A 21,103-nucleotide genomic window follows, 5' to 3' on the forward strand; every position below is an offset into this window, starting at 1 on the left:
TCTTATCCGGCCTACGAATTGCGTACTCAGTAGGCCGGATAAGGCAAAGCCGCTATCCGGCATAAAGATCTGACTCACGGAGACGTTATGCAACAGTCTACCCCGTATCTCTCATTTCGCGGCATTGGCAAAACGTTCCCCGGCGTTAAAGCGCTCACGGATATCAGTTTCGACTGCTATGCCGGTCAGGTGCATGCGCTGATGGGCGAAAATGGTGCCGGGAAATCAACACTATTAAAAATTCTCAGCGGCAACTATGCGCCAACGACGGGATCTTTGGCGATCCGTGGACAAGAGGTTTCGTTTGCGGACACCAATGCCGCGCTGAACGCCGGTGTTGCCATTATTTACCAGGAGCTGCATCTCGTCCCGGAAATGACCGTTGCCGAGAATATTTATTTAGGGCAGATGCCGCACAAAGGCGGGATTGTGAACCGCTCGCTGCTGAACTATGAAGCGGGGCTTCAGCTCAAGCATCTGGGCATGGATATCGATCCCGATACGCCGTTGAAATACCTCTCCATTGGTCAATGGCAGATGGTGGAGATTGCGAAAGCGCTGGCGCGCAACGCCAAAATTATCGCGTTTGATGAACCGACCAGCTCCCTTTCAGCGCGCGAGATTGAGAATCTGTTTCGCGTCATCCGTGAGCTACGCAACGAAGGGCGCATCATCCTGTACGTTTCGCACCGTATGGAGGAGATCTTTGCCCTTAGCGATGCCATCACCGTGTTTAAAGATGGTCATTACGTCAAAACGTTCACGGATATGCAGCAGGTCGATCACGACGCGCTGGTACAGGCGATGGTCGGGCGCGACCTCGGTGATATTTATGGCTGGAAATACAGACCTTATGGTGCAGAGCGCCTGCGTTTGCATGAAGTCAAAGCCCCAGGCGTGCGTACCCCGATCAGTTTATCAGTGCGCAGTGGTGAAATTGTCGGATTGTTTGGACTGGTGGGCGCCGGACGTAGCGAATTAATGAAAGGTCTGTTTGGCGGCACGCGTATCACGGCAGGCCAGGTGTTTATCGATGAACAGCCTATTGATATCCGTAAACCGAGCCACGCCATTGAAGCGGGGATGATGCTGTGCCCGGAAGATCGCAAGGCTGAAGGGATCATTCCGGTCCATTCGGTACGTAACAACATCAACATCAGTGCCCGTCGTAAACATGTTCTGGGCGGATGCGTGATCAACAACGGCTGGGAAGAGACCAATGCCGATCACCATATTCGCTCACTCAATATTAAAACGCCGGGCGCGGAGCAACTGATTATGAACCTCTCCGGCGGTAATCAACAGAAGGCTATTCTCGGCCGTTGGTTATCGGAAGAGATGAAAGTGATTTTGCTGGACGAACCTACACGCGGTATTGATGTGGGTGCCAAGCATGAAATTTATAACGTGATTTATGCCCTCGCGGCGCGCGGCGTGGCCGTGCTGTTTGCTTCCAGCGATCTGCCTGAAGTGCTCGGTGTCGCCGACCGTATCGTGGTGATGAGAGAAGGCGAAATTGCCGGTGAGTTACTTCATGAACAGGCGGATGAGCGCCAGGCGTTAAGCCTTGCTATGCCAAAAGTTAGCCAGGCTGTAGCCTGAATAAGGAGAGAATGATGTCTTCCGTTTCAACATCGGGTTCAGGTGCTGCAAAGTCGGCGCTAAATCTTGGTCGCATTTGGGATCAATACGGGATGCTGGTCGTGTTCGCCGCGCTGTTCCTGGTTTGTTCCCTCTTTGTGCCTAACTTTGCCACTTTCATCAACATGAAGGGGCTGGGGCTGGCGGTATCGATGTCGGGTATGGTCGCGTGTGGGATGCTGTTTTGCCTGGCATCCGGTGACTTCGACCTGTCCGTTGCCTCCGTGATTGCCTGCGCCGGGGTCACTACAGCCGTGGTCATTAATATGACCGAAAGCCTGTGGATTGGCGTGGCTGCCGGGCTACTGCTCGGTATTCTATGTGGTCTGGTGAATGGGTTCGTGATTGCGCGGCTGAAAATTAACGCCCTAATCACGACCCTTGCGACGATGCAGATTGTGCGTGGTCTGGCCTACATTATTTCCGACGGTAAGGCGGTAGGGATTGAAGACGAGCGCTTCTTCACTCTCGGCTACGCCAACTGGTTTGGTCTGCCGGCACCTATCTGGATCACGGTCGTCTGTTTCATCGTTTTTGGCTTACTGCTCAATAAAACCACGTTTGGTCGTAACACGCTGGCCATTGGGGGGAATGAAGAGGCGGCACGTCTGGCTGGGGTTCCGGTCGTTCGTACCAAAATTATTATCTTTATTCTGTCCGGGCTGGTATCCGCCATCGCCGGGATTATCCTCGCATCACGTATGACCAGCGGCCAGCCAATGACCTCAATCGGCTATGAGCTGATCGTGATTTCCGCGTGCGTGTTAGGGGGCGTTTCGCTTAAAGGCGGCATCGGAAAAATCTCATATGTGGTAGCCGGGGTGTTGATTCTGGGAACGGTTGAGAATGCAATGAACCTGCTGAACATCTCTCCGTTCGCACAGTATGTCGTACGTGGTCTGATCCTGCTGGCGGCGGTGATCTTCGACCGTTACAAGCAAAAAGCGAAGCGTACTGTTTGATGATTTTAACCCCAACTTTTTAGTCTAGCTTTAGCTCATCGCCAGCCGCTACCCGGCTGGCGATTGTTTTTCCAAATGGCGAGCATGGTCACACTGTCTATACTTATATCCGTCATACATCATATATACGGCGCGATCCGCGCGGCGTACAGACCATGATGAGGAGGATAACCGGGTGACAGCATCACTGATCTTACCCCCTGAACAATCTGCAAGCTGTGCTTATTTTTTTGATCTCGATGGGACACTGGCTGAGATCAAACCTTATCCTGACCAGGTCGTTGTCCCTCAGACAATCCTGCAGTTATTACATCAGTTGGCGACGCATAATGCGGGTGCGCTGGCATTGATTTCAGGGCGCTCGATGGCTGAGCTTGACGCGCTTACCACTCCCTTTCGTTTTCCGCTCGCCGGAGTGCATGGGGCAGAGCGCCGTGACATCAATGGTCAAACTCATATAGTGCGCCTGGCTGCGGCAATAGAACGCGAAGCAGGAGAGCTATTAAGTACCGCCTTGGCGACGATGCCGGGTACAACGCTTGAAGCAAAAGGGATGGCGTTCGCACTGCACTATCGCCAGGCCCCGGAACATGAAGCGGCGCTAATTAATCTGGCTGAGCGCATCACGCACAGATGGCCGCAGTTGGCTTTACAGCACGGAAAATGCGTTGTGGAGATAAAACCAAAGGGTACGAACAAAGGCGACGCAATTGCCGCATTTATGCAGGAAGCACCTTTTGCCGGACGGGTCCCCGTTTTTTTTGGTGACGATCTGACGGACGAAACAGGATTTGGCGTGGTTAATCGCGCAGGGGGCATTTCCGTGAAGGTGGGGAATGGAGCGACGCAGGCGACATGGCGTCTGGATGGCGTGAGTGATGTCTGGCACTGGCTGGAACAAATTAACTCTTCGCAGCAAGAATCGAAAGCAACGAATAACAGAAGAGGTGGCTATGAGTCGTTTAGTCGTAGTATCTAATCGTATCGCCTCACCCGATGACAAAGGAAGCGCAGGTGGGCTTGCCGTCGGTGTGCTTGGCGCGTTGAAGGCTGCTGGTGGCCTGTGGTTTGGCTGGAGTGGCGACACGGGTAATGAGGACAAACCATTAAAAAAAGTCACGCGTGGCAACATTACCTGGGCTTCGTTTAATTTGAGTGAACAGGATTACGAAGAGTATTACTGCCAGTTTTCTAATGCGGTTTTATGGCCTGCATTTCATTATCGCCTCGATTTGGTGCAGTTTCAGCGTCCTGCATGGGAGGGCTATCAGCGGGTGAATGCCTTGCTGGTAGATAAACTGCTGCCGCTGCTCAGCGATGACGACATAATCTGGGTTCATGATTACCATCTGTTGCCGTTTGCCAGCGAGCTGCGTAAACGCGGCGTGAATAACCGTATCGGTTTTTTCCTGCACATCCCTTTTCCGACGCCGGAAATCTTTAATGCCTTACCCCCACATCAGATGCTACTTGAGCAGATGTGTGATTTTGATTTACTCGGTTTCCAGACCGAGAACGATCGTCAGGCTTTTCTGGATTGTCTGGCAGCCCAGACTCAGGTAACCACTCAGAGCGAGCAGCACCACCGTGCATGGGGAAAAGCGTTTCGTACCCAGGTCTATCCCATCGGTATTGAGCCTGATGAGATCGCCCGTCAGGCTTCCGGCCCTTTGCCGCCGAAGCTGGCGCAACTGAAAGCAGAACTTAAAAATGTGCAGAATATCTTCTCCGTTGAGCGTCTGGATTATTCTAAAGGTTTGCCGGAGCGCTTTCAGGCCTATGAGGCTCTGCTGGAACACTATCCGCAGCACCATGGTAAAATTCGCTACACCCAGATAGCGCCAACTTCGCGTGAAGAGGTGCAGGCCTACCAGGATATTCGGCACCAACTGGAGACTGAAGCGGGGAGGATTAACGGTAAATATGGGCAGTTGGGCTGGACGCCGCTCTATTATCTGAACCAGTACTTTGATCGTAAATTGCTGATGAAAATCTTCCGCTACTCTGATGTAGGGCTGGTGACGCCTCTGCGAGATGGTATGAACCTGGTCGCGAAAGAATTCGTGGCCGCGCAGGATCCTGCCAACCCCGGCGTGCTGGTGTTATCGCAATTTGCCGGGGCCGCGAATGAGCTAACTGCCGCGCTTATTGTTAATCCTTATGACCGCGACGAAGTGGCTGGCGCATTAAACCAGGCTCTGACGATGCCGCTTTCTGAGCGTATCTCCCGCCACGCTGAGATGCTCGAAACTATCATTAAAAACGATATCGATAACTGGCAGGCGAGGTTCATTTGCGATCTGGAAAAAGTCATCCCACGTCAGAGTAAACAGCCATTGCCAGACAACGTTTCTCCCTGCACTAAACTGGCGTAACGCTCAGTAAACGCAGGTCAATCTCCAGCCAGTGGAACCAGCAGAACATCCACGTGGCTGGCACCGATCACGCTTTTTGCTGAGCAGGACGCGCGCGAAAAGAAGCTGTGGTTATGGTTGCCATAAATGACCAGATCGACCGCGTGTTTACGGCATACATCCAGAATATGTTCATTCAGTGCCCCATAGGTAATAAAGGTATGCTCAATGGGGTACTGTGCTTCTTTGCTGAGCTTGTCGATAAAATCCTGAGTCTCCTCTTGCATCACTTCACGCAGGTCCTCCAGCATAGGTGCTGCAAACTGATTATACAGTTCAGGGTCTGAGACCAGGGTTATCAGGCTAATACGAGCGTTGACAGGGCGAGCGATTGAAACCGCCTTGGCTAACAACTGCTGGCTTTCAGGGGTGGCGGCAACGGCCACAAGAATGTGTGTATAGCTCATAACTCGCTCCTTTTTTCAAGAATTATGAGAGGGTTTCTCAGCATTGCTCAGCTTACTCCATACTGCAACGTTTCCTTCCTGGATAGTGTGAATGTCATCATGGTTATTCATTAATTATTCTTATAAATAGAATAATTGCGTCATATAAGTTGTAAATACGTTCAGCTTACTTAAGTAAAACTCACCGCTAATGAAAACAATGTGTTAATTAAAAATTAACATAAGTTAACATTTAACGGGTTATCACTACCCGGTATTAATTAATCACCCTTAATATTTAAGTCATTGTTTATAAAGGATTTAATTAAAATAGTGTTTTACATTAAATATGTGATCAAGCTCGCTATTTCACAAGGTGATATTAACGTTTGTGAACAAAATACTATTCGCTTTTATTGCAAGAATATTCGTATGTCAGGAATTGAAATGGCGAACTTGAGATTAAAAAATAAGCAAAGTAAAAGCTGTGCTGATGGATTTATGTTAAGTGTTTAGCTGGTTTATGTGATCTATGTCACATATTCTTCAAATTCGCAGCATAGCTACGTTGTATGTGTAACGGGCGGCGGGTAGAGTTGCGTCGAATTAGGAAAAATCTTAGACATTTGTAAGAATTGATGTGAGCTTGTAAGGGGCGCGGCTTTCTGAAAAGGGAATGTTTAGACAACGCGTAAGTGCCGTCACGCTGCTATGTATTTGACCTTTTGCTTTTTTTTACCGGGCCTTCCCGGCGACATCACGGGGTGCGGTTTCACCGCATGAAAACAATGTTGGTTATTATGGATGCAAATAATGCATACATCCGAGTTGCTGAAACACATCTATGACATCAATTTGTCATATTTATTGCTTGCACAGCGTTTGATCGTTCAGGACAAAGCATCTGCGATGTTTCGCCTTGGTATCAGCGAAGAAATGGCGGACACGTTGGCAACATTAACACTTCCACAAATGGTCAAGCTGGCTGAAACAAACCAACTGGTCTGTCATTTCCGTTTCGACGATCACCAGACCGTTACTCGCCTGACGCAAGACTCCCGCGTTGACGATCTTCAGCAAATTCATACCGGTATCATGCTTTCAACGCGACTGTTAAGCGACATCGATGAAGCAGCGCGCAAGAAAAGGGCTTGATGATGAGCGAAAAAAGCATTGTTCAGGAAGCGCGTGATATCCAGCTAGCGATGGAATTAATCACATTGGGCGCCCGTTTGCAAATGCTGGAAAGCGAAACGCAATTAAGCCGTGGCCGACTTATCAAGCTGTATAAAGAATTACGCGGCAGCCCTCCGCCAAAAGGGATGCTGCCTTTCTCCACCGACTGGTTTATGACGTGGGAACAAAACATTCATGCTTCGATGTTTTGCAACGCATGGCAATTCCTGCTCAAAACTGGTTTGTGCAGCGGCGTGGATGCCGTGATCAAAGCGTATCGTTTATATCTTGAGCAGTGCCCGCAGCCAGAAGAAGGGCCACTGCTGGCGTTAACTCGCGCATGGACGTTGGTGCGTTTTGTCGACAGCGGATTGCTGGAGTTGTCCCGATGCAATTGCTGTGGTGGGAATTTTATTACCCACGCTCACCAACCCGCAGGCAGCTTTGCCTGCAGTTTATGCCAACCGCCATCACGCGCCGTAAAAAGACGTAAACTTTCCCAGAATGCTGCCGATATTATTCCACAACTGCTGGATGAACAGATCGAACAGGCTGTTTAACTGATACGGTGTGGACAAACACTCCAGCAGCGGTAAGCGATTACCGCTGCTTTTTTTTGTCCTGACCTCGAGTTAACTGCCCGACTGCGCATCCTGTCATAGTCAATTGCGAAAGGATGATGTCGTGCTTATCTTATTAGGTTACCTGGTTGTTATTGGTACAGTTTTCGGCGGTTACATGATGACCGGCGGACACCTTGGGGCACTCTATCAACCGGCTGAGCTGGTGATTATCGGTGGCGCGGGTATTGGGGCATTCATCGTCGGCAATAACGGGAAAGCCATTAAGGGGACGATGAAAGCAATCCCGATGCTTTTTCGTCGTTCAAAATACACCAAAGCGATGTATATGGATCTGCTGGCGCTGTTGTATCGCCTGATGGCCAAGTCACGTCAGCAGGGCATGTTCTCGCTTGAACGCGATATCGAAAACCCCAAAGAGAGTGAAATTTTCGCCAGCTATCCGCGCATTCTTGCTGATGCCGTGATGCTTGATTTCATTGTCGATTATCTGCGTCTGATCATCAGCGGCAACATGAACACGTTTGAAATTGAAGCGCTGATGGATGAAGAGATTGAGACGCACGAAAGTGAGGCCGAAGTCCCGGCCAACAGTCTGGCGATGGTGGGGGATTCATTACCGGCGTTCGGGATCGTGGCGGCGGTCATGGGGGTTGTCCATGCGCTGGCTTCTGCCGATCGTCCGGCGGCTGAACTGGGTTCGCTGATTGCACATGCCATGGTAGGGACATTCCTCGGTATTTTACTGGCCTATGGATTTATTTCTCCGCTTGCCAGCGTTCTGCGCCAGAAAAGCGCTGAAACCACCAAAATGATGCAGTGTGTGAAGATAACTCTGCTCTCCAATCTGAATGGTTACGCGCCGCCAATTGCCGTCGAATTTGGTCGTAAGACTCTGTATTCCAGCGAACGTCCATCGTTTATCGAACTGGAAGAGCATGTTCGTGCGGTGAGAAATCCAACTGCGCAGCAGACGACCGAGGACGCATGAAAAATCAGGCCCATCCCATTATCGTTGTAAAGCGACGCAAGCATAAAGGTCACGGTGGTGGGGCGCATGGTTCGTGGAAAATCGCCTACGCCGATTTTATGACCGCGATGATGGCCTTCTTTCTGGTGATGTGGCTCATTTCCATCTCTAGCCCTAAAGAATTGATCCAGATTGCCGAATATTTCCGTACGCCGCTGGCTACTGCGGTAACCGGGGGAAATCGTATTTCGAATAGCCAAAGTCCAATTCCTGGCGGCGGGGATGATTACACCCAGCAGCAGGGAGAGGTGAACAAGCAGCCGAATATCGATGATCTGAGAAAACGCATGGAACAAAGCCGCTTGAGCAAACTTCGCGGCGATCTCGATCAGTTGATTGAATCTGACCCCAAACTGCGTGCGCTGCGCCCGCATTTGAAAATTGATTTAGTTCAGGAAGGGCTGCGGATACAGATTATCGACAGTCAGAATCGCCCGATGTTTAAAACCGGTAGCGCTGAGGTGGAACCGTATATGCGCGATATCCTGCGAGCCATAGCGCCAGTGCTTAACGGCATTCCTAATCGAATCAGCCTCTCCGGCCATACGGATGATTACCCTTACGCCAATGGTGAAAAAGGGTATAGCAACTGGGAGTTGTCCGCCGATCGCGCTAACGCGTCGCGTCGCGAACTGGTTAGCGGCGGTCTGGATGATGGAAAAGTATTACGTGTGGTAGGTATGGCCGCCACGATGCGTCTGAGCGATCGCGGTCCTGAAGACGCTATCAACCGCCGTATTAGCCTGCTGGTTCTCAATAAGCAGGCGGAAGAGGCCATTTTGCATGAAAACGCTGAAAGCCAGAATGAGCCGGTAAGTGTCTTACAACAGCCAGCGGAACTCCCGCCGGCAAGCGTTCCCACATCGCCACCAGCCAATCCGAGGTGATAGCGTGAGCATGGATATAAGCGATTTTTATCAAACATTTTTTGATGAAGCTGACGAACTGTTGGCTGACATGGAGCAACACCTGCTTGATTTGGTTCCTGAAGCCCCGGATTCCGAACAGCTGAATGCAATTTTTCGTGCTGCGCACTCGATAAAAGGCGGGGCGGGCACCTTCGGCTTTACCATTTTGCAGGAAACGACCCATCTGATGGAAAACCTGCTGGATGAAGCGCGGCGTGGCGAGATGCAGCTCAATGCCGACATTATCAACCTGTTTTTGGAAACGAAAGATATTATGCAGGAACAGCTCGACGCCTATAAAAACTCAGAGGAGCCGGATGCCGCCAGCTTTGAGTACATTTGTAATGCGTTACGACAGTTAGCGCTCGAAGCGAAAGGTGAAACCGCACCGGCAGTCGTCAACACCGCAAAACTGAGCGTTGTTGACAGCGCTGCAATGCAGGAAGAGGCGGTTGCACAGCCTGAGTCTGCAAGTGAAGAGAGCAAGAAACGCATTATTCTCACGCGCCTGAAAGCCAATGAAGTGGATTTACTGGAAGAGGAGCTGGGGAACCTGGCGACCTTAACCGATGTGGTGAAAGGGAGCGACACGTTGTCAGCAACGCTTGATGGCAACCTCGCAGAAGATGACATCATCGCGGTGCTGTGCTTTGTGATTGAAGCTGATCAGATTGAATTCGAAACCGTCAGCGCAGCGCCTGTAGCCGTTGAAACTGAAGCAGAAGCTGAAGCAGAAACGGTAGCCGTTGTCTCGAAGCCGCAGCCGGTTGCCGTTGCGCCAGCGGCAAAAGCCGCCGCCAGTGAAGCGCCAAACGGACGCGCGGAACGCGACAAACCCGCCCGCGCCAGCGAGTCGACCAGCATCCGCGTAGCGGTTGAGAAGGTCGATCAGCTCATTAACCTGGTCGGTGAGTTGGTCATCACCCAGTCTATGCTGGCACAACGTTCTAACGAACTGGATCCCGTCAATCATGGCGATCTCATCACCAGTATGGGTCAGTTACAACGTAACGCCCGCGACTTGCAAGAGTCGGTGATGTCGATTCGTATGATGCCCATGGAGTATGTGTTCAGCCGTTTTCCGCGTCTGGTGCGTGACCTAGCCGGTAAGCTGGGTAAACAGGTCGAACTGACACAGGTGGGAAGCTCAACCGAACTCGACAAGAGCCTGATTGAACGCATCATCGATCCGTTGACGCACCTGGTGCGTAACAGCCTCGATCACGGTATTGAACTGCCGGAAAAACGCCTTGAAGCCGGGAAAAGCCCAATCGGTAATCTGACGCTTTCCGCGGAGCACCAGGGCGGGAATATCTGTATTGAAGTCACCGATGATGGCGCCGGTCTGAACCGTGAACGAATCCTCGCCAAAGCTATCTCCCAGGGGATGCCGATCCACGAAAACATGAGCGATGACGAAGTCGGTATGCTGATCTTCGCCCCGGGCTTCTCGACCGCTGAACAGGTGACGGATGTCTCTGGCCGCGGCGTGGGTATGGATGTGGTGAAGCGAAATATCCAGGAGATGGGGGGCCATGTTGAGATCCAGTCCAAACAGGGACAGGGGACGACTATCCGAATTCTGCTGCCGCTGACGCTGGCGATCCTCGACGGCATGTCCGTGCGCGTGGCCGACGAAGTCTTTATTCTGCCGCTGAATGCCGTTATGGAATCACTGCAACCGCGCGAAGAAGATCTCCATCCGCTGGCCGGAGGAGAGCGCGTGCTGGAAGTGCGTGGCGAATATTTACCGCTGGTTGAGCTGTGGAAAGTCTTTGAGGTTGAAGGCGCAAAAACCGAAGCGACTCAAGGTATTGTGGTGATTTTGCAAAGTGCAGGGCGTCGCTACGCGCTGCTGGTCGATCAGTTAATTGGTCAACACCAGGTGGTCGTCAAAAACCTGGAAAGCAACTACCGCAAAGTGCCAGGTATTTCTGCAGCAACGATCCTCGGCGACGGCAGCGTCGCGCTGATTGTCGATGTCTCTGCATTGCAGGGATTAAACCGCGAACAACGTGTGGCGATCACAGCCGCCTGATTGAGTGAGAAGGGAATAATATGACCGGTATGAGTAATGTAACTAAACTGGCCGGCGAACCGTCAGGTCAGGAATTCCTCGTGTTTACGCTGGGGGATGAAGAGTACGGTATCGATATCCTGAAAGTGCAGGAAATCCGAGGGTACGATCAGGTGACGCGTATTGCTAACACGCCTGCGTTTATCAAAGGTGTCACCAATCTGCGCGGTGTGATTGTGCCGATTGTTGACCTGCGCGTGAAGTTTAGCCAGAGCGATGTGGATTACAACGAAAACACCGTGGTGATTGTGCTGAATCTGGGCCAGCGGGTGGTCGGGATTGTGGTCGATGGCGTCTCGGATGTGCTGTCGCTGACAACGGATCAAATCCGTCCGGCACCGGAATTTGCCGTAACGCTGTCGACGGAATACTTGACGGGACTGGGGGCTCTGGGTGACCGGATGCTGATCCTGGTTAACATTGAGAAGCTGCTCAATAGCGAAGAAATGGCGCTGCTGGATATTGCCGCCAGTCACGTCGCGTAACCGCCATATCGTATCCGGCCTACAATGATTGCTGTTGTAGGCCGGATACGCGTAGCACATCCGGCCTACAATGATTGCTGTTGTAGGCCGGATACGCGTAGCACATCCGGCAGATTTCCCCTTACGCTTCCCGCTCAACCAGCTCCGGTTCTTCTTCCAGTAAACCCTCATCTTGTGCCAGCATCGCCGTTGCAATCCCGTTACCTAATACGTTGATTGCTGAACGTCCCATATCCAGGAAGTGGTCAATACCCATCAGTAACAGAATCCCGGCAACCGGAATATTAAAGCTCGGAATGGTTGCTGCCAGCACCACCAGCGCAGAACGCGGCACGCCGGCAATCCCTTTTGACGCCAGCATCAGCGTCAGCATCAGGACGGTGATTTCTGCAAAGGAGAGGTGAATGTTATAGGCCTGCGCGATAAACATCGAGGCAAATGAACAGTAAACCATCGAGCCGACCAGGTTAAATGAATAACCGATAGGCAATACAAATGACACGATGTTAGGCGAGCAACCAAATTTGGTTAATTGCTCCAGCGTTTTTGGATAGGCGGCTTCCGAGCTGCTGGTAGTAAATGCGACCAGAACCGGATCTTTCAGCATGCTTACCAGACGAAAAACCTCTTTTTTCAGCATGACATAACCGACCGCCAGCAGAACCAGGCAGGTCAGCAAAATAGCCACATAGTAGCCGCCGATGAACGATGCATAGTTAAGCAGGATCCCCAGACCCTGGGTGGAGATAACGGAGGAAATGGCGGCGAAAATGGCCAGCGGCGCAACGTACATCACGTAGCCAGTCACCTTAAGCATAATGTGGGAGACCACATCCAGCGCGGCAACCAGCGGGGCATTGAACTTCTCACCAAGGGATGCGCCACCAATACCGAAGAACATCGAGAACACCACAATTTGCAGGATCTCATTGTTGGCCATCGCCTCGGCTATGCTGGTTGGGATGGTGTGAGTCAGGAAACCTTTCAGGCTCATGCCGCTCACGGCCAGGCCGGTATCAGTGGCTTCCAGCGGGATCGCCAGGTTCAGGCCGCTGCCGGGTTGCTCAAGAGAAACCACAAACAGACCGACCAGAATAGACAGTATGGAAGAGCTAATAAACCAGATCATCGCTTTGCCGCCTACGCGCCCGATGGTAGACGTTTCCCCCAGGCGCATAATACCGACGGTCAGGGTGCTGAATACTAAAGGTGCGATCACCATTTTAATCAGGCGCAAAAAGATGTCGGTGAGAAGCGTAATATTATCGGCCCAGGCGGTCACTACGCCGGGGGCGGCATACGAGTGGATCACCGCCCCTGACAGGATCCCCGCCAACATGAAGATCACGATAAACAACGTGAGTTTGTTTGCATTTGCCACTAAAAAGCCCTCAGTAAGGATTTAACATTTATTGTTCGGTTACTCATTTTTTATATTTATTAATTGGTAACTAAGTATTCATCATATAAATTGAATTAAAGCGCCAGCTGATACAACTTTTTTTAATTTTTTATCCATTTTGTTGTGGTGCAGAGGATATGTATTTGTGATCCTGGTCACGAAATAATGACTATTTCATCCAATATGACCGCGCCCACAGATAAATTTGAATGTTATTCACATGATAATTGTGACGTTTTTATGTGAATGATTTGTGGTTGCCGTACACCCGTTTTCCCCTCCTTCCGCGAGGCTTCACGTCCCTTCAGGATTTCCTTTTCGCAAACGTAAAGTTATCTCAGCGACTGCCGATAACGTTGATAACTCGTTTTCAGGAAGGTGCCTTATGTTTAACCGTATCCGCGTTGTCACAATGCTGATGATGGTGCTGGGGGTTTTCGCACTGCTACAGCTTGTTTCCGGTGGTCTGTTGTTTTCTTCATTGCAGCAGAATCAGCAAAGTTTTGTTATTTCTAACGATCTTCGACAGCAGCAAAGTGAACTCACCTCAACATGGGATCTGATGCTGCAAACACGTATCAATTTAAGCCGTTCTTCTGCGCGCATGATGATGGACGCGTCCAACCAGCAAAGCAGCGCGAAAAACGATCTGCTGAAGAATGCGAAAGCATCGTTGGCGCAGGCCGAAACACATTACGCAAAATTTAAAAACATCACACCGTTACCCGCGATGGCAGAAGCCAGCGGCAACGTTGAGGAGAAATATCAGCAGTACCATGCGGCCTTAACAGAACTGGTTCAGTTTCTGGAGAACGGCAATATGGATGCCTATTTCGCGCAACCGACTCAGGGAATGCAAAACGCGCTTGGTGAGGCGCTGGGCAAGTACGCCAGCGTTAGCGAAAAGCTTTACGCTCAGGCATTCGATCAAAGCGCGCGGGATTACCATTTCGCCCAATGGCAGCTTGGCGTGCTGGCCGTAGTGCTGGTGCTGATTCTGGTGGTGGTGTGGTACGGCATCCGCCATACCCTGCTTAATCCTCTGTCTCGCGTCATTGCCCATATTCGGGAAATCGCCAGCGGTAACCTGACCGCGACCCTGGCCGTCAGCGGTCGTAATGAAATCGGCGAGCTGGCCAGTACGGTTGATCATATGCAGCGCTCGCTGACGGAAACCGTCACCTTGGTGCGTGAAGGTTCTGATGCGATTTATTCCGGGACCAGCGAAATTGCCAGCGGGAACACCGACCTTTCATCTCGTACTGAACAGCAGGCCTCTGCGCTGGAAGAGACCGCAGCCAGCATGGAACAGTTGACCGCAACCGTGAAGCAAAATGCGGACAACGCGCGTCAGGCCTCGCAACTGGCGAAAAGCGCCTCCGATACCGCACAGCATGGCGGCAAAGTAGTTGATAGCGTGGTGAACACCATGCACGAAATCGCCGATAGCTCGAAGAAAATCGCCGACATCATCAGTGTTATTGATGGTATTGCTTTCCAGACCAACATTCTCGCACTGAACGCGGCGGTTGAAGCGGCGCGTGCCGGTGAACAAGGCCGTGGCTTTGCCGTGGTGGCGGGCGAAGTGCGTAATCTGGCAAGTCGCAGTGCGCAGGCAGCGAAAGAGATCAAAGCGTTGATTGAGGATTCGGTTTCCCGAGTGGATACCGGGTCCGTATTGGTAGAAAGCGCAGGCGAAACGATGAACGACATCGTAAATGCCGTAACGCGGGTGACCGACATTATGGGCGAGATTGCCTCGGCCTCCGACGAGCAAAGCCGGGGGATTGATCAGGTGGCGCTCGCGGTATCCGAGATGGATCGCGTTACGCAGCAGAACGCCTCGTTGGTACAGGAATCGGCTGCCGCTGCCGCTGCTCTTGAAGAACAGGCCAGCCGCCTGACGCAGTCGGTGTCGACTTTCCGCCTTGCGTCACGTCCGGCGTCGGCTAAGCCGCGCGATACACGATTACCTGCAACGGCGGCCGCATCCTATCCGCGCCAGAACAATGAGCAAGATACGAATTGGGAAACATTTTGACTGATAGTTAAACCGCGGCCAGTGCCGCCCAATGGGAGCGTTGATGTTTAATCGTATTCGAATTTCGACCACGCTGTTTTTGATTTTAATCCTCTGCGGTGTTTTGCAGATTGGCAGTAATGGCTTGTCCTTCTGGGCATTTCGGGACGGTTTTCAGAACCTGAATCAGGTCGAACGAAGTAATCAGCAACGCGCTGCGCTGGCCCAAACCCGCGCTGTGTTATTACAGGCCAGTACGGCCCTTAATAAGGCAGGGACGCTGACCGCCCTGAGCTATCCGCCAGAGGATATCAACACGCTGATGACCCTCGCACGTGATAGCCTGGCGCAGTCTGAATTGATGTTTAAACGCTTTATGGCGACATCGGATACGACGGCACAAGGAAAGGCGCTGTTTGGCGCAACGGAGAAAACTTTCAGCCAATGGCACAGCGCTCTCGCGCATCAGGCCACCTGGCTTGAAAACAATCAGTTGTCAGATTTTCTGACCGCGCCGGTGCAGGCTGCTCAGGATGCTTTTGATGCAAATGTGAATGCGTGGCAGAGCAACATCGATCGCGTGTTGCAAACGGCAGGAGAGCAGAGCCAGCGAAATTACCATATGTCGGGGGTGATTTTCGCCACCATGGTGGTACTGGCGGCACTGCTCACCAGCGGTGCGCTGTACTGGTCGCGCAAGATGATTGTCCAGCCGCTGGCTATCGTGGGCAGTCATTTCGACAGCATTGCCGCGGGTAATCTGGCCCGGCCGGTAGCGGTTTATGGGCGCAATGAGATCTCAGCCATTTTTGCCAGTCTGAAGAAGATGCAGCAGGCACTGCGTGAAACGGTAAGCGAAGTACGCCAGGGCAGCTCAGCCATGCATAGCGGTATTTCAGAAATCGCGATGGGCAATAACGATTTGTCTTCGCGCACTGAACAGCAGGCGGCCGCGCTGGCGCAAACGGCAGCCAGCATGGAACAACTGACCGCCACCGTAGGACAGAATGCGGATAACGCGCGCCAGGCGTCAGGAATTGCCAAAAGTGCGGCAGATACAGCGCATAAAGGCGGCGAACAGACGTCCCGGGTCGCCAGCACAATGCATGAGATTTCCGCGAGCTCGCAGAAAATTGGCGACATCATCGGCGTGATTGACAGCATTGCCTTTCAGACCAATATCCTCGCGCTGAATGCTGCGGTTGAGGCCGCTCGCGCGGGTGAGCAGGGGCGTGGTTTTGCCGTGGTTGCAGGTGAAGTGCGCAATCTGGCAAGCCGTAGCGCACAGGCGGCGAAAGAAATTAAGGGTCTCATTGAGGAGTCTGTCACCCGAGTGCATCAGGGCTCGCAGTTGGTTGATATGGCAGCGCGCACCATGACGGAAATTGTCAGCTCGGTTACCCGGGTTAACGACATCATGGGCGAGATTGCCTCTGCGTCTGATGAACAGCGCAAAGGCATCGAGCAGGTGGCGCAGGCCGTCAGCCAGATGGACTCCGTGACGCAGCAAAACGCCGGGCTGGTGGAAGAAGCCGCATCCGCCACCGGACAACTTGCCATGCAGGCCGATAATCTTTCTGCCTGTGTCGCATTTTTTAAGCTTGAAGAGCAAACCGTAGCAAAACAAGAATTGGCGCAGCCGCAGGTTGTGCCCGTTGTATCCTGAATGTGATTGAGAAGGCGCTATGACATCATCTCTGCCCCCTGGGCAAACGTCATTATTGTTACAGATGACACAGCGCCTCGCGCTGTCTGACGCGCATTTTCGTCGGATATGTCAATTAATCTACCAGCGCGCGGGGATCGTACTGGCCGACCATAAGCGGGACATGGTTTATAACCGCCTGGTCCGCCGTCTGCGAACCCTGGGACTGGATGACTTTGGTCGCTATCTCAGCATGCTGGAAGCTAACCAGAACAGTGCTGAGTGGCAGGCTTTTATTAACTCCCTGACTACCAATCTGACCGCGTTTTTTCGCGAAGGGCATCATTTTCCAGTGCTGTCAGATCATGCTCGTCGGCGCAGCGGTGAATACCGTGTCTGGAGCGCGGCGGCGTCAACCGGAGAAGAGCCGTACAGCATTGCGATTACGCTCGCCGATACCTTAGGTATGGCTCCGGGCCGCTGGCGTGTTTTTGCCAGCGACATTGATACCGAAGTTCTGGAAAAAGCCAGAAGCGGCATCTACCGCCTTGATGAGCTAAAGACGCTGTCACCGCAGCAGCTACAGCGTTATTTCATGCGTGGCACCGGACCGCATGAAGGACTGGTACGCGTTCGGCAGGAACTGGCGGGGCATGTTGAATTTTCCAGCGTGAATTTACTGGATAAGCAGTACAACGTGCCAGGCCCCTTCGATGCCATATTTTGCCGTAACGTGATGATCTATTTTGATAAAACGACGCAGCAGGACATTTTGCAGCGTTTTGTTCCACTTCTTAAACCAGATGGGCTGCTGTTTGCAGGTCATTCAGAAAACTTTAGCAACCTCGTGCGCGAGTTTAGCTTGCGTGGACAGACGGTGTATGCGCATGCGCCAGGTAAGGATAAAGCATGAGTAAAATCAGGGTTTTATCGGTTGATGATTCTGCACTGATGCGTCAAATCATGACCGAAATTATTAACAGCCACAGTGATATGGAAATGGTGGCGACGGCGCCGGATCCGTTGGTTGCCCGGGATTTAATCAAAAAATTCAATCCCGACGTCCTGACGCTGGATGTGGAAATGCCGCGCATGGACGGCCTCGACTTTCTTGAGAAACTGATGCGTCTGCGTCCGATGCCAGTGGTTATGGTCTCTTCGCTGACCGGTAAAGGTTCTGAGGTCACGCTGCGGGCGCTGGAGTTGGGAGCGATTGATTTTGTCACCAAACCACAGTTGGGGATCCGTGAAGGGATGTTGGCCTACAGCGAAATGATCGCTGAGAAGATCCGCACCGCGTCGCGGGCAAAACTGGCGGCCCACAAACCCATGACGGCACAGGTGACCTTGAAAGCGGGGCCGTTACTCAGTTCTGAAAAACTGCTGGCGATTGGCGCCTCAACCGGAGGAACAGAGGCAATTCGCCATGTACTCCAGCCATTGCCGCTTTCAAGTCCCGGTATTCTTATTACCCAGCATATGCCGCCAGGATTTACCCGCTCATTCGCCGAGCGTCTGAACAAACTGTGTCAGATCACCGTGAAAGAGGCTGAAGACGGGGAGCGCGTGCTTCCAGGGCATGCGTATATCGCCCCTGGTGACAAGCATATGGAACTGGCGCGCAGCGGGGCGAACTACCAGATCAAAATTCATGATGGTCCACCGGTTAACCGGCATCGACCTTCAGTGGATGTGCTGTTCCATTCGGTGGCAAAACATGCGGGGCGTAATGCCGTGGGAGTGATCCTGACGGGTATGGGCAACGATGGCGCCGCCGGAATGTTAGCGATGAACCAGGCGGGTGCCTGGACCATTGCGCAAAACGAAGCAAGTTGTGTGGTGTTCGGCATGCCGCGCGAGGCCATCAATATGGGTGGCGTAAGCGAAGTGGTCGATCTTAGCCAGGTAAGCCAGCAAATGCTGGCGAAAATCAGTGCCGGACAGGCAATACGTATTTGAATCAGGAGTTTATTTTTTATGGCGGATAAAGAGCTTAAGTTTTTGGTTGTGGATGACTTTTCCACCATGCGTCGCATCGTGCGTAATCTGCTCAAAGAACTGGGTTTCAACAATGTTGAAGAGGCTGAAGACGGCGTGGACGCGCTGAATAAGCTGCAGGCTGGGGGATTTGGTTTTGTCATTTCCGACTGGAATATGCCGAACATGGATGGCCTGGAACTGCTGAAAACCATTCGTGCTGATGGCGGAATGTCCGCCCTGCCGGTGCTGATGGTTACGGCAGAAGCGAAGAAAGAGAATATCATTGCGGCGGCACAGGCTGGCGCCAGTGGTTATGTCGTGAAACCGTTCACGGCGGCGACGCTAGAAGAGAAACTCAATAAAATCTTTGAGAAACTGGGCATGTGAGGGTGTGATAATGATGATGCAACCACAAATTAAACCTGCTGACGAACATTCAGCCGGGGACATCATCGCGCGCATCGGCAGTTTGACCCGAATGCTGCGCGACAGCCTGCGTGAACTGGGGCTGGATCAGGCTATTGCCGAAGCGGCAGAAGCGATTCCCGATGCCCGCGATCGTCTCGATTACGTTGTGCAGATGACCGCACAGGCGGCAGAGCGCGCGCTGAACAGTGTGGAAGCTTCGCAGCCGCACCAGGACGCGATGGAAAAAGGGGCCAAAGACCTGACCAAACGCTGGGATGAATGGTTCGAAAATCCGATCGAGCTGTCTGACGCCCGTGAACTGGTCACCGATACCCGCCAGTTCCTGGGTGATGTGCCAGGGCATACCAGCTTTACTAACGCTCAACTGCTGGACATCATGATGGCGCAGGATTTCCAGGACCTCACCGGTCAGGTCATCAAGCGCATGATGGATGTTATCCAGGAGATTGAACGTCAGTTGCTGATGGTTCTGCTGGAAAACATTCCAGAGCAGGGCGCTCGTCCAAAACGTGAAAACGAAAGCTTGCTTAACGGCCCGCAGGTTGACACCTCAAAAGCCGGCGTGGTGGCAAGTCAGGATCAGGTTGACGACCTGCTGGATAGCCTCGGGTTCTGATCCGTAGCGTTTTTATTTGCTGGCCCGGCAGGCGCTCGCCGCCGGGCATTCTAACCGATAACGGCTTGCGCGTTATCCGGCCTACAGATACCTATCGTTCTCTTTACTTACTATCCATTTTTACGGTGACGTTGCCAGAACGGGTTCGAACGCTGCATACCGAGCGCTGCGCTTTTGTGGATCCCGCAGGGTTATTGGGCCGCCAGTCGGGACAATGTGCCCTGCACTATGATTCGTACCCGGTTGAATGCCTGGATGAAGTGGGTTCATCTGCACGGCGTATATCCTCTTTTTTATGCCATAACTTGGCGGTTATTTGCCGAAATGATGCTGAGGTCACAGCAGGTTACGCCTGAGTGACAGTGCGATATATAGACTTGTCATAATAATTGCAGTTAAATGGTTATCGGTGCAAGGCAATATATTATGTCAGTAGGTTATTTATCGATATCCCGAGTGTTTTTACTCGAATAGCGGCGGGGGAGATATGCGAATTTTACGTGAGAATGATTTTTTTCATTCAGAGCAACATGCGTTTTGTCTTTTTTCGATGAATAACCAATTAATGGAAGGTGTGCACGGGCATGATTTTGATGAACTGGTGATTGTCCGTAGCGGTAGCGGGTTTCATATTATTAATGACCTGGTTCGTTTTATCTGCCAGGGTGACTTTTTTTTAGTGACCGCTAACGATACCCATAGTTATGTTTCAACTAATAATCTGTCGGTTATTAATATATTGATTCGTCGCCCGCGCAGTTTTCATTTTTTACAGCACATTGATAATTTGCTCGATTGTATAAAAGAAAAACTTCTACAGCCTACCGCGCTGGCGCTAACTCAGGGAGCGCTGGCGCGTATTGAGGTATTGAGCCAGGAGATAATCTCACGTAACGAGAGTAACTATGACGTGCTCTATTTTTCATTGTGTGAAGTCGCTTTGCTGAACATCATCAACACGCTTTGCCAGTGCGACCGCCAAACTGAGGCGCTTAGCCCTGATGAGCGAGGGCGAGCCAACCTGATCCGTATGCTCAAGACCAGTAGCTTGCGTCATTTGGACTGGAATGTGTTGAGTGATGATAACGGTGTCGCCAGGCGCACGATGTATCGCTTAATTAAGCGAGTGACCGGTTATACTCCGGTTAAATTCCAGATGTTGTATCGTGTATTAAAAGCTCAAGAATTACTGCGCACTACGGATAAAACCATCAGTGAAATTGCGGCACGTTGTGGTTTTATGAATGCGATCAGGTTGACTGAATCGTATCGACGGTATTTTCATTATCCTCCAAGCCATGAACGTGAACTTCATTCACGAGTTTTAATAGCGATTTAATTGTTAGGTTAA

General features: G+C 51.7%; 19 protein-coding genes. 17 read left to right on the plus strand and 2 right to left on the minus strand.

Going from position 1 to position 21,103, the window contains the following annotated elements:
• The first annotated feature begins 87 nt into the window (after nucleotides 1-87).
• The 4 genes from araG (at nucleotide 88) to otsA (ending at nucleotide 4,978) form a co-directional block, all read left to right on the plus strand.
• Nucleotides 88-1,602: an arabinose ABC transporter ATP-binding protein AraG gene (araG, locus tag HV243_RS10235; protein WP_053389500.1), complete on the plus strand. Its 1,515-nt coding sequence runs from the start codon at nucleotides 88-90 to the stop codon at nucleotides 1,600-1,602.
• A gap of 14 nt (nucleotides 1,603-1,616) precedes the next feature.
• On the plus strand, nucleotides 1,617-2,603 hold the full coding sequence (araH, locus tag HV243_RS10240) for an L-arabinose ABC transporter permease AraH (protein WP_016153448.1): 987 nt from the start codon (nucleotides 1,617-1,619) through the stop codon (nucleotides 2,601-2,603).
• Between the two features lie 175 nt (nucleotides 2,604-2,778).
• Complete coding sequence (otsB, locus tag HV243_RS10245) at nucleotides 2,779-3,582, plus strand: trehalose-phosphatase (protein WP_053389499.1); 804 nt, start codon at nucleotides 2,779-2,781, stop codon at nucleotides 3,580-3,582.
• On the plus strand, nucleotides 3,557-4,978 hold the full coding sequence (otsA, locus tag HV243_RS10250; RefSeq protein WP_149330339.1) for an alpha,alpha-trehalose-phosphate synthase: 1,422 nt from the start codon (nucleotides 3,557-3,559) through the stop codon (nucleotides 4,976-4,978). The genes otsB and otsA overlap by 26 nt, the downstream gene beginning before the upstream one ends.
• Before the next feature lie 17 nt (nucleotides 4,979-4,995).
• On the opposite strand, the gene uspC is transcribed toward otsA, so the two are convergent.
• A complete protein-coding gene (gene uspC, locus HV243_RS10255) occupies nucleotides 4,996-5,424 on the minus strand; it encodes a universal stress protein UspC (protein ID WP_016153445.1) in 429 nt (142 codons plus the stop codon).
• A gap of 792 nt (nucleotides 5,425-6,216) precedes the next feature.
• On the opposite strand from uspC, the gene flhD reads away from it, so the two are divergent.
• The 6 genes from flhD to cheW all read left to right on the plus strand — a co-directional run bounded on the left by flhD (nucleotide 6,217) and on the right by cheW (nucleotide 11,660).
• Nucleotides 6,217-6,558 carry a flagellar transcriptional regulator FlhD gene (flhD, locus tag HV243_RS10260; RefSeq protein ID WP_016153444.1) on the plus strand — a complete coding sequence of 114 codons (342 nt, stop codon included), beginning with the start codon at nucleotides 6,217-6,219 and terminating at the stop codon, nucleotides 6,556-6,558.
• Nucleotides 6,555-7,139 carry a flagellar transcriptional regulator FlhC gene (gene flhC / locus HV243_RS10265; protein WP_085951062.1) on the plus strand — a complete coding sequence of 195 codons (585 nt, stop codon included), beginning with the start codon at nucleotides 6,555-6,557 and terminating at the stop codon, nucleotides 7,137-7,139. The genes flhD and flhC overlap by 4 nt, the downstream gene beginning before the upstream one ends.
• A gap of 124 nt (nucleotides 7,140-7,263) precedes the next feature.
• A complete protein-coding gene (gene motA / locus HV243_RS10270; RefSeq protein WP_016153442.1) occupies nucleotides 7,264-8,151 on the plus strand; it encodes a flagellar motor stator protein MotA in 888 nt (295 codons plus the stop codon).
• Nucleotides 8,148-9,077, plus strand: a complete 930-nt coding sequence (motB, locus tag HV243_RS10275) for a flagellar motor protein MotB (protein WP_016153441.1) — start codon at nucleotides 8,148-8,150, stop codon at nucleotides 9,075-9,077. The genes motA and motB overlap by 4 nt, the downstream gene beginning before the upstream one ends.
• Nucleotides 9,078-9,081: 4 nt before the next feature.
• Complete coding sequence (cheA, locus tag HV243_RS10280) at nucleotides 9,082-11,136, plus strand: chemotaxis protein CheA (protein ID WP_053390058.1); 2,055 nt, start codon at nucleotides 9,082-9,084, stop codon at nucleotides 11,134-11,136.
• A 20-nt stretch (nucleotides 11,137-11,156) separates the two neighbouring features.
• On the plus strand, nucleotides 11,157-11,660 hold the full coding sequence (gene cheW, locus HV243_RS10285; protein ID WP_003034638.1) for a chemotaxis protein CheW: 504 nt from the start codon (nucleotides 11,157-11,159) through the stop codon (nucleotides 11,658-11,660).
• Nucleotides 11,661-11,781: 121 nt separating this feature from the next.
• Here the strand turns inward: cheW and HV243_RS10290 are convergent, their stop codons facing one another.
• The gene (locus HV243_RS10290; RefSeq protein WP_016153439.1) at nucleotides 11,782-13,041 is read right to left on the minus strand and encodes a dicarboxylate/amino acid:cation symporter; all 1,260 of its coding nucleotides are present in this window, start codon (nucleotides 13,039-13,041) and stop codon (nucleotides 11,782-11,784) included.
• A 406-nt stretch (nucleotides 13,042-13,447) separates the two neighbouring features.
• Here HV243_RS10290 and tar point away from each other — a divergent pair, with 406 nt between their 5' ends.
• The 7 genes from tar to HV243_RS10325 all read left to right on the plus strand — a co-directional run bounded on the left by tar (nucleotide 13,448) and on the right by HV243_RS10325 (nucleotide 21,091).
• Nucleotides 13,448-15,103 carry a methyl-accepting chemotaxis protein II gene (gene tar, locus HV243_RS10295; protein ID WP_181603985.1) on the plus strand — a complete coding sequence of 552 codons (1,656 nt, stop codon included), beginning with the start codon at nucleotides 13,448-13,450 and terminating at the stop codon, nucleotides 15,101-15,103.
• A 43-nt stretch (nucleotides 15,104-15,146) separates the two neighbouring features.
• On the plus strand, nucleotides 15,147-16,748 hold the full coding sequence (gene tap, locus HV243_RS10300) for a methyl-accepting chemotaxis protein IV (protein ID WP_053390057.1): 1,602 nt from the start codon (nucleotides 15,147-15,149) through the stop codon (nucleotides 16,746-16,748).
• Nucleotides 16,749-16,767: 19 nt separating this feature from the next.
• Nucleotides 16,768-17,640, plus strand: coding sequence for a protein-glutamate O-methyltransferase CheR (gene cheR, locus HV243_RS10305; RefSeq protein ID WP_053390056.1), 873 nt, complete (start codon nucleotides 16,768-16,770; stop codon nucleotides 17,638-17,640).
• Nucleotides 17,637-18,686 (plus strand): chemotaxis response regulator protein-glutamate methylesterase, encoded by a 1,050-nt coding sequence (locus tag HV243_RS10310; RefSeq protein ID WP_016153435.1) that lies wholly within the window; start codon nucleotides 17,637-17,639, stop codon nucleotides 18,684-18,686. Before cheR ends, HV243_RS10310 begins: the two co-directional genes overlap by 4 nt.
• A gap of 18 nt (nucleotides 18,687-18,704) precedes the next feature.
• A complete protein-coding gene (gene cheY, locus HV243_RS10315) occupies nucleotides 18,705-19,094 on the plus strand; it encodes a chemotaxis response regulator CheY (RefSeq protein ID WP_016153434.1) in 390 nt (129 codons plus the stop codon).
• Between the two features lie 13 nt (nucleotides 19,095-19,107).
• Nucleotides 19,108-19,752, plus strand: a complete 645-nt coding sequence (gene cheZ, locus HV243_RS10320; protein WP_029139578.1) for a protein phosphatase CheZ — start codon at nucleotides 19,108-19,110, stop codon at nucleotides 19,750-19,752.
• 487 nt (nucleotides 19,753-20,239) lie between these two features.
• Nucleotides 20,240-21,091, plus strand: coding sequence for a helix-turn-helix domain-containing protein (locus tag HV243_RS10325; RefSeq protein WP_016153432.1), 852 nt, complete (start codon nucleotides 20,240-20,242; stop codon nucleotides 21,089-21,091).
• The last annotated feature ends 12 nt before the right edge of the window (nucleotides 21,092-21,103 follow it).

It is taken from the genome of Citrobacter sp. RHBSTW-00599 (assembly GCF_013784065.1).
Lineage (GTDB): Bacteria > Pseudomonadota > Gammaproteobacteria > Enterobacterales > Enterobacteriaceae > Citrobacter > Citrobacter braakii.

Coding starts and splice junctions, on each gene's coding strand:
- araH (WP_016153448.1), top strand. CDS start 1,617: ATGTCTTCCGTTTCAACATCGGGTTCAGGTGCTGCAAAGTCGGCGCTA.
- cheY (WP_016153434.1), top strand. CDS start 18,705: ATGGCGGATAAAGAGCTTAAGTTTTTGGTTGTGGATGACTTTTCCACC.
- tap (WP_053390057.1), top strand. CDS start 15,147: ATGTTTAATCGTATTCGAATTTCGACCACGCTGTTTTTGATTTTAATC.
- HV243_RS10325 (WP_016153432.1), top strand. CDS start 20,240: ATGCGAATTTTACGTGAGAATGATTTTTTTCATTCAGAGCAACATGCG.
- flhD (WP_016153444.1), top strand. CDS start 6,217: ATGCATACATCCGAGTTGCTGAAACACATCTATGACATCAATTTGTCA.
- tar (WP_181603985.1), top strand. CDS start 13,448: ATGTTTAACCGTATCCGCGTTGTCACAATGCTGATGATGGTGCTGGGG.
- uspC (WP_016153445.1), bottom strand. CDS start 5,424: ATGAGCTATACACACATTCTTGTGGCCGTTGCCGCCACCCCTGAAAGC.
- cheZ (WP_029139578.1), top strand. CDS start 19,108: ATGATGCAACCACAAATTAAACCTGCTGACGAACATTCAGCCGGGGAC.
- otsA (WP_149330339.1), top strand. CDS start 3,557: ATGAGTCGTTTAGTCGTAGTATCTAATCGTATCGCCTCACCCGATGAC.
- araG (WP_053389500.1), top strand. CDS start 88: ATGCAACAGTCTACCCCGTATCTCTCATTTCGCGGCATTGGCAAAACG.
- cheW (WP_003034638.1), top strand. CDS start 11,157: ATGACCGGTATGAGTAATGTAACTAAACTGGCCGGCGAACCGTCAGGT.
- motB (WP_016153441.1), top strand. CDS start 8,148: ATGAAAAATCAGGCCCATCCCATTATCGTTGTAAAGCGACGCAAGCAT.
- HV243_RS10310 (WP_016153435.1), top strand. CDS start 17,637: ATGAGTAAAATCAGGGTTTTATCGGTTGATGATTCTGCACTGATGCGT.
- cheR (WP_053390056.1), top strand. CDS start 16,768: ATGACATCATCTCTGCCCCCTGGGCAAACGTCATTATTGTTACAGATG.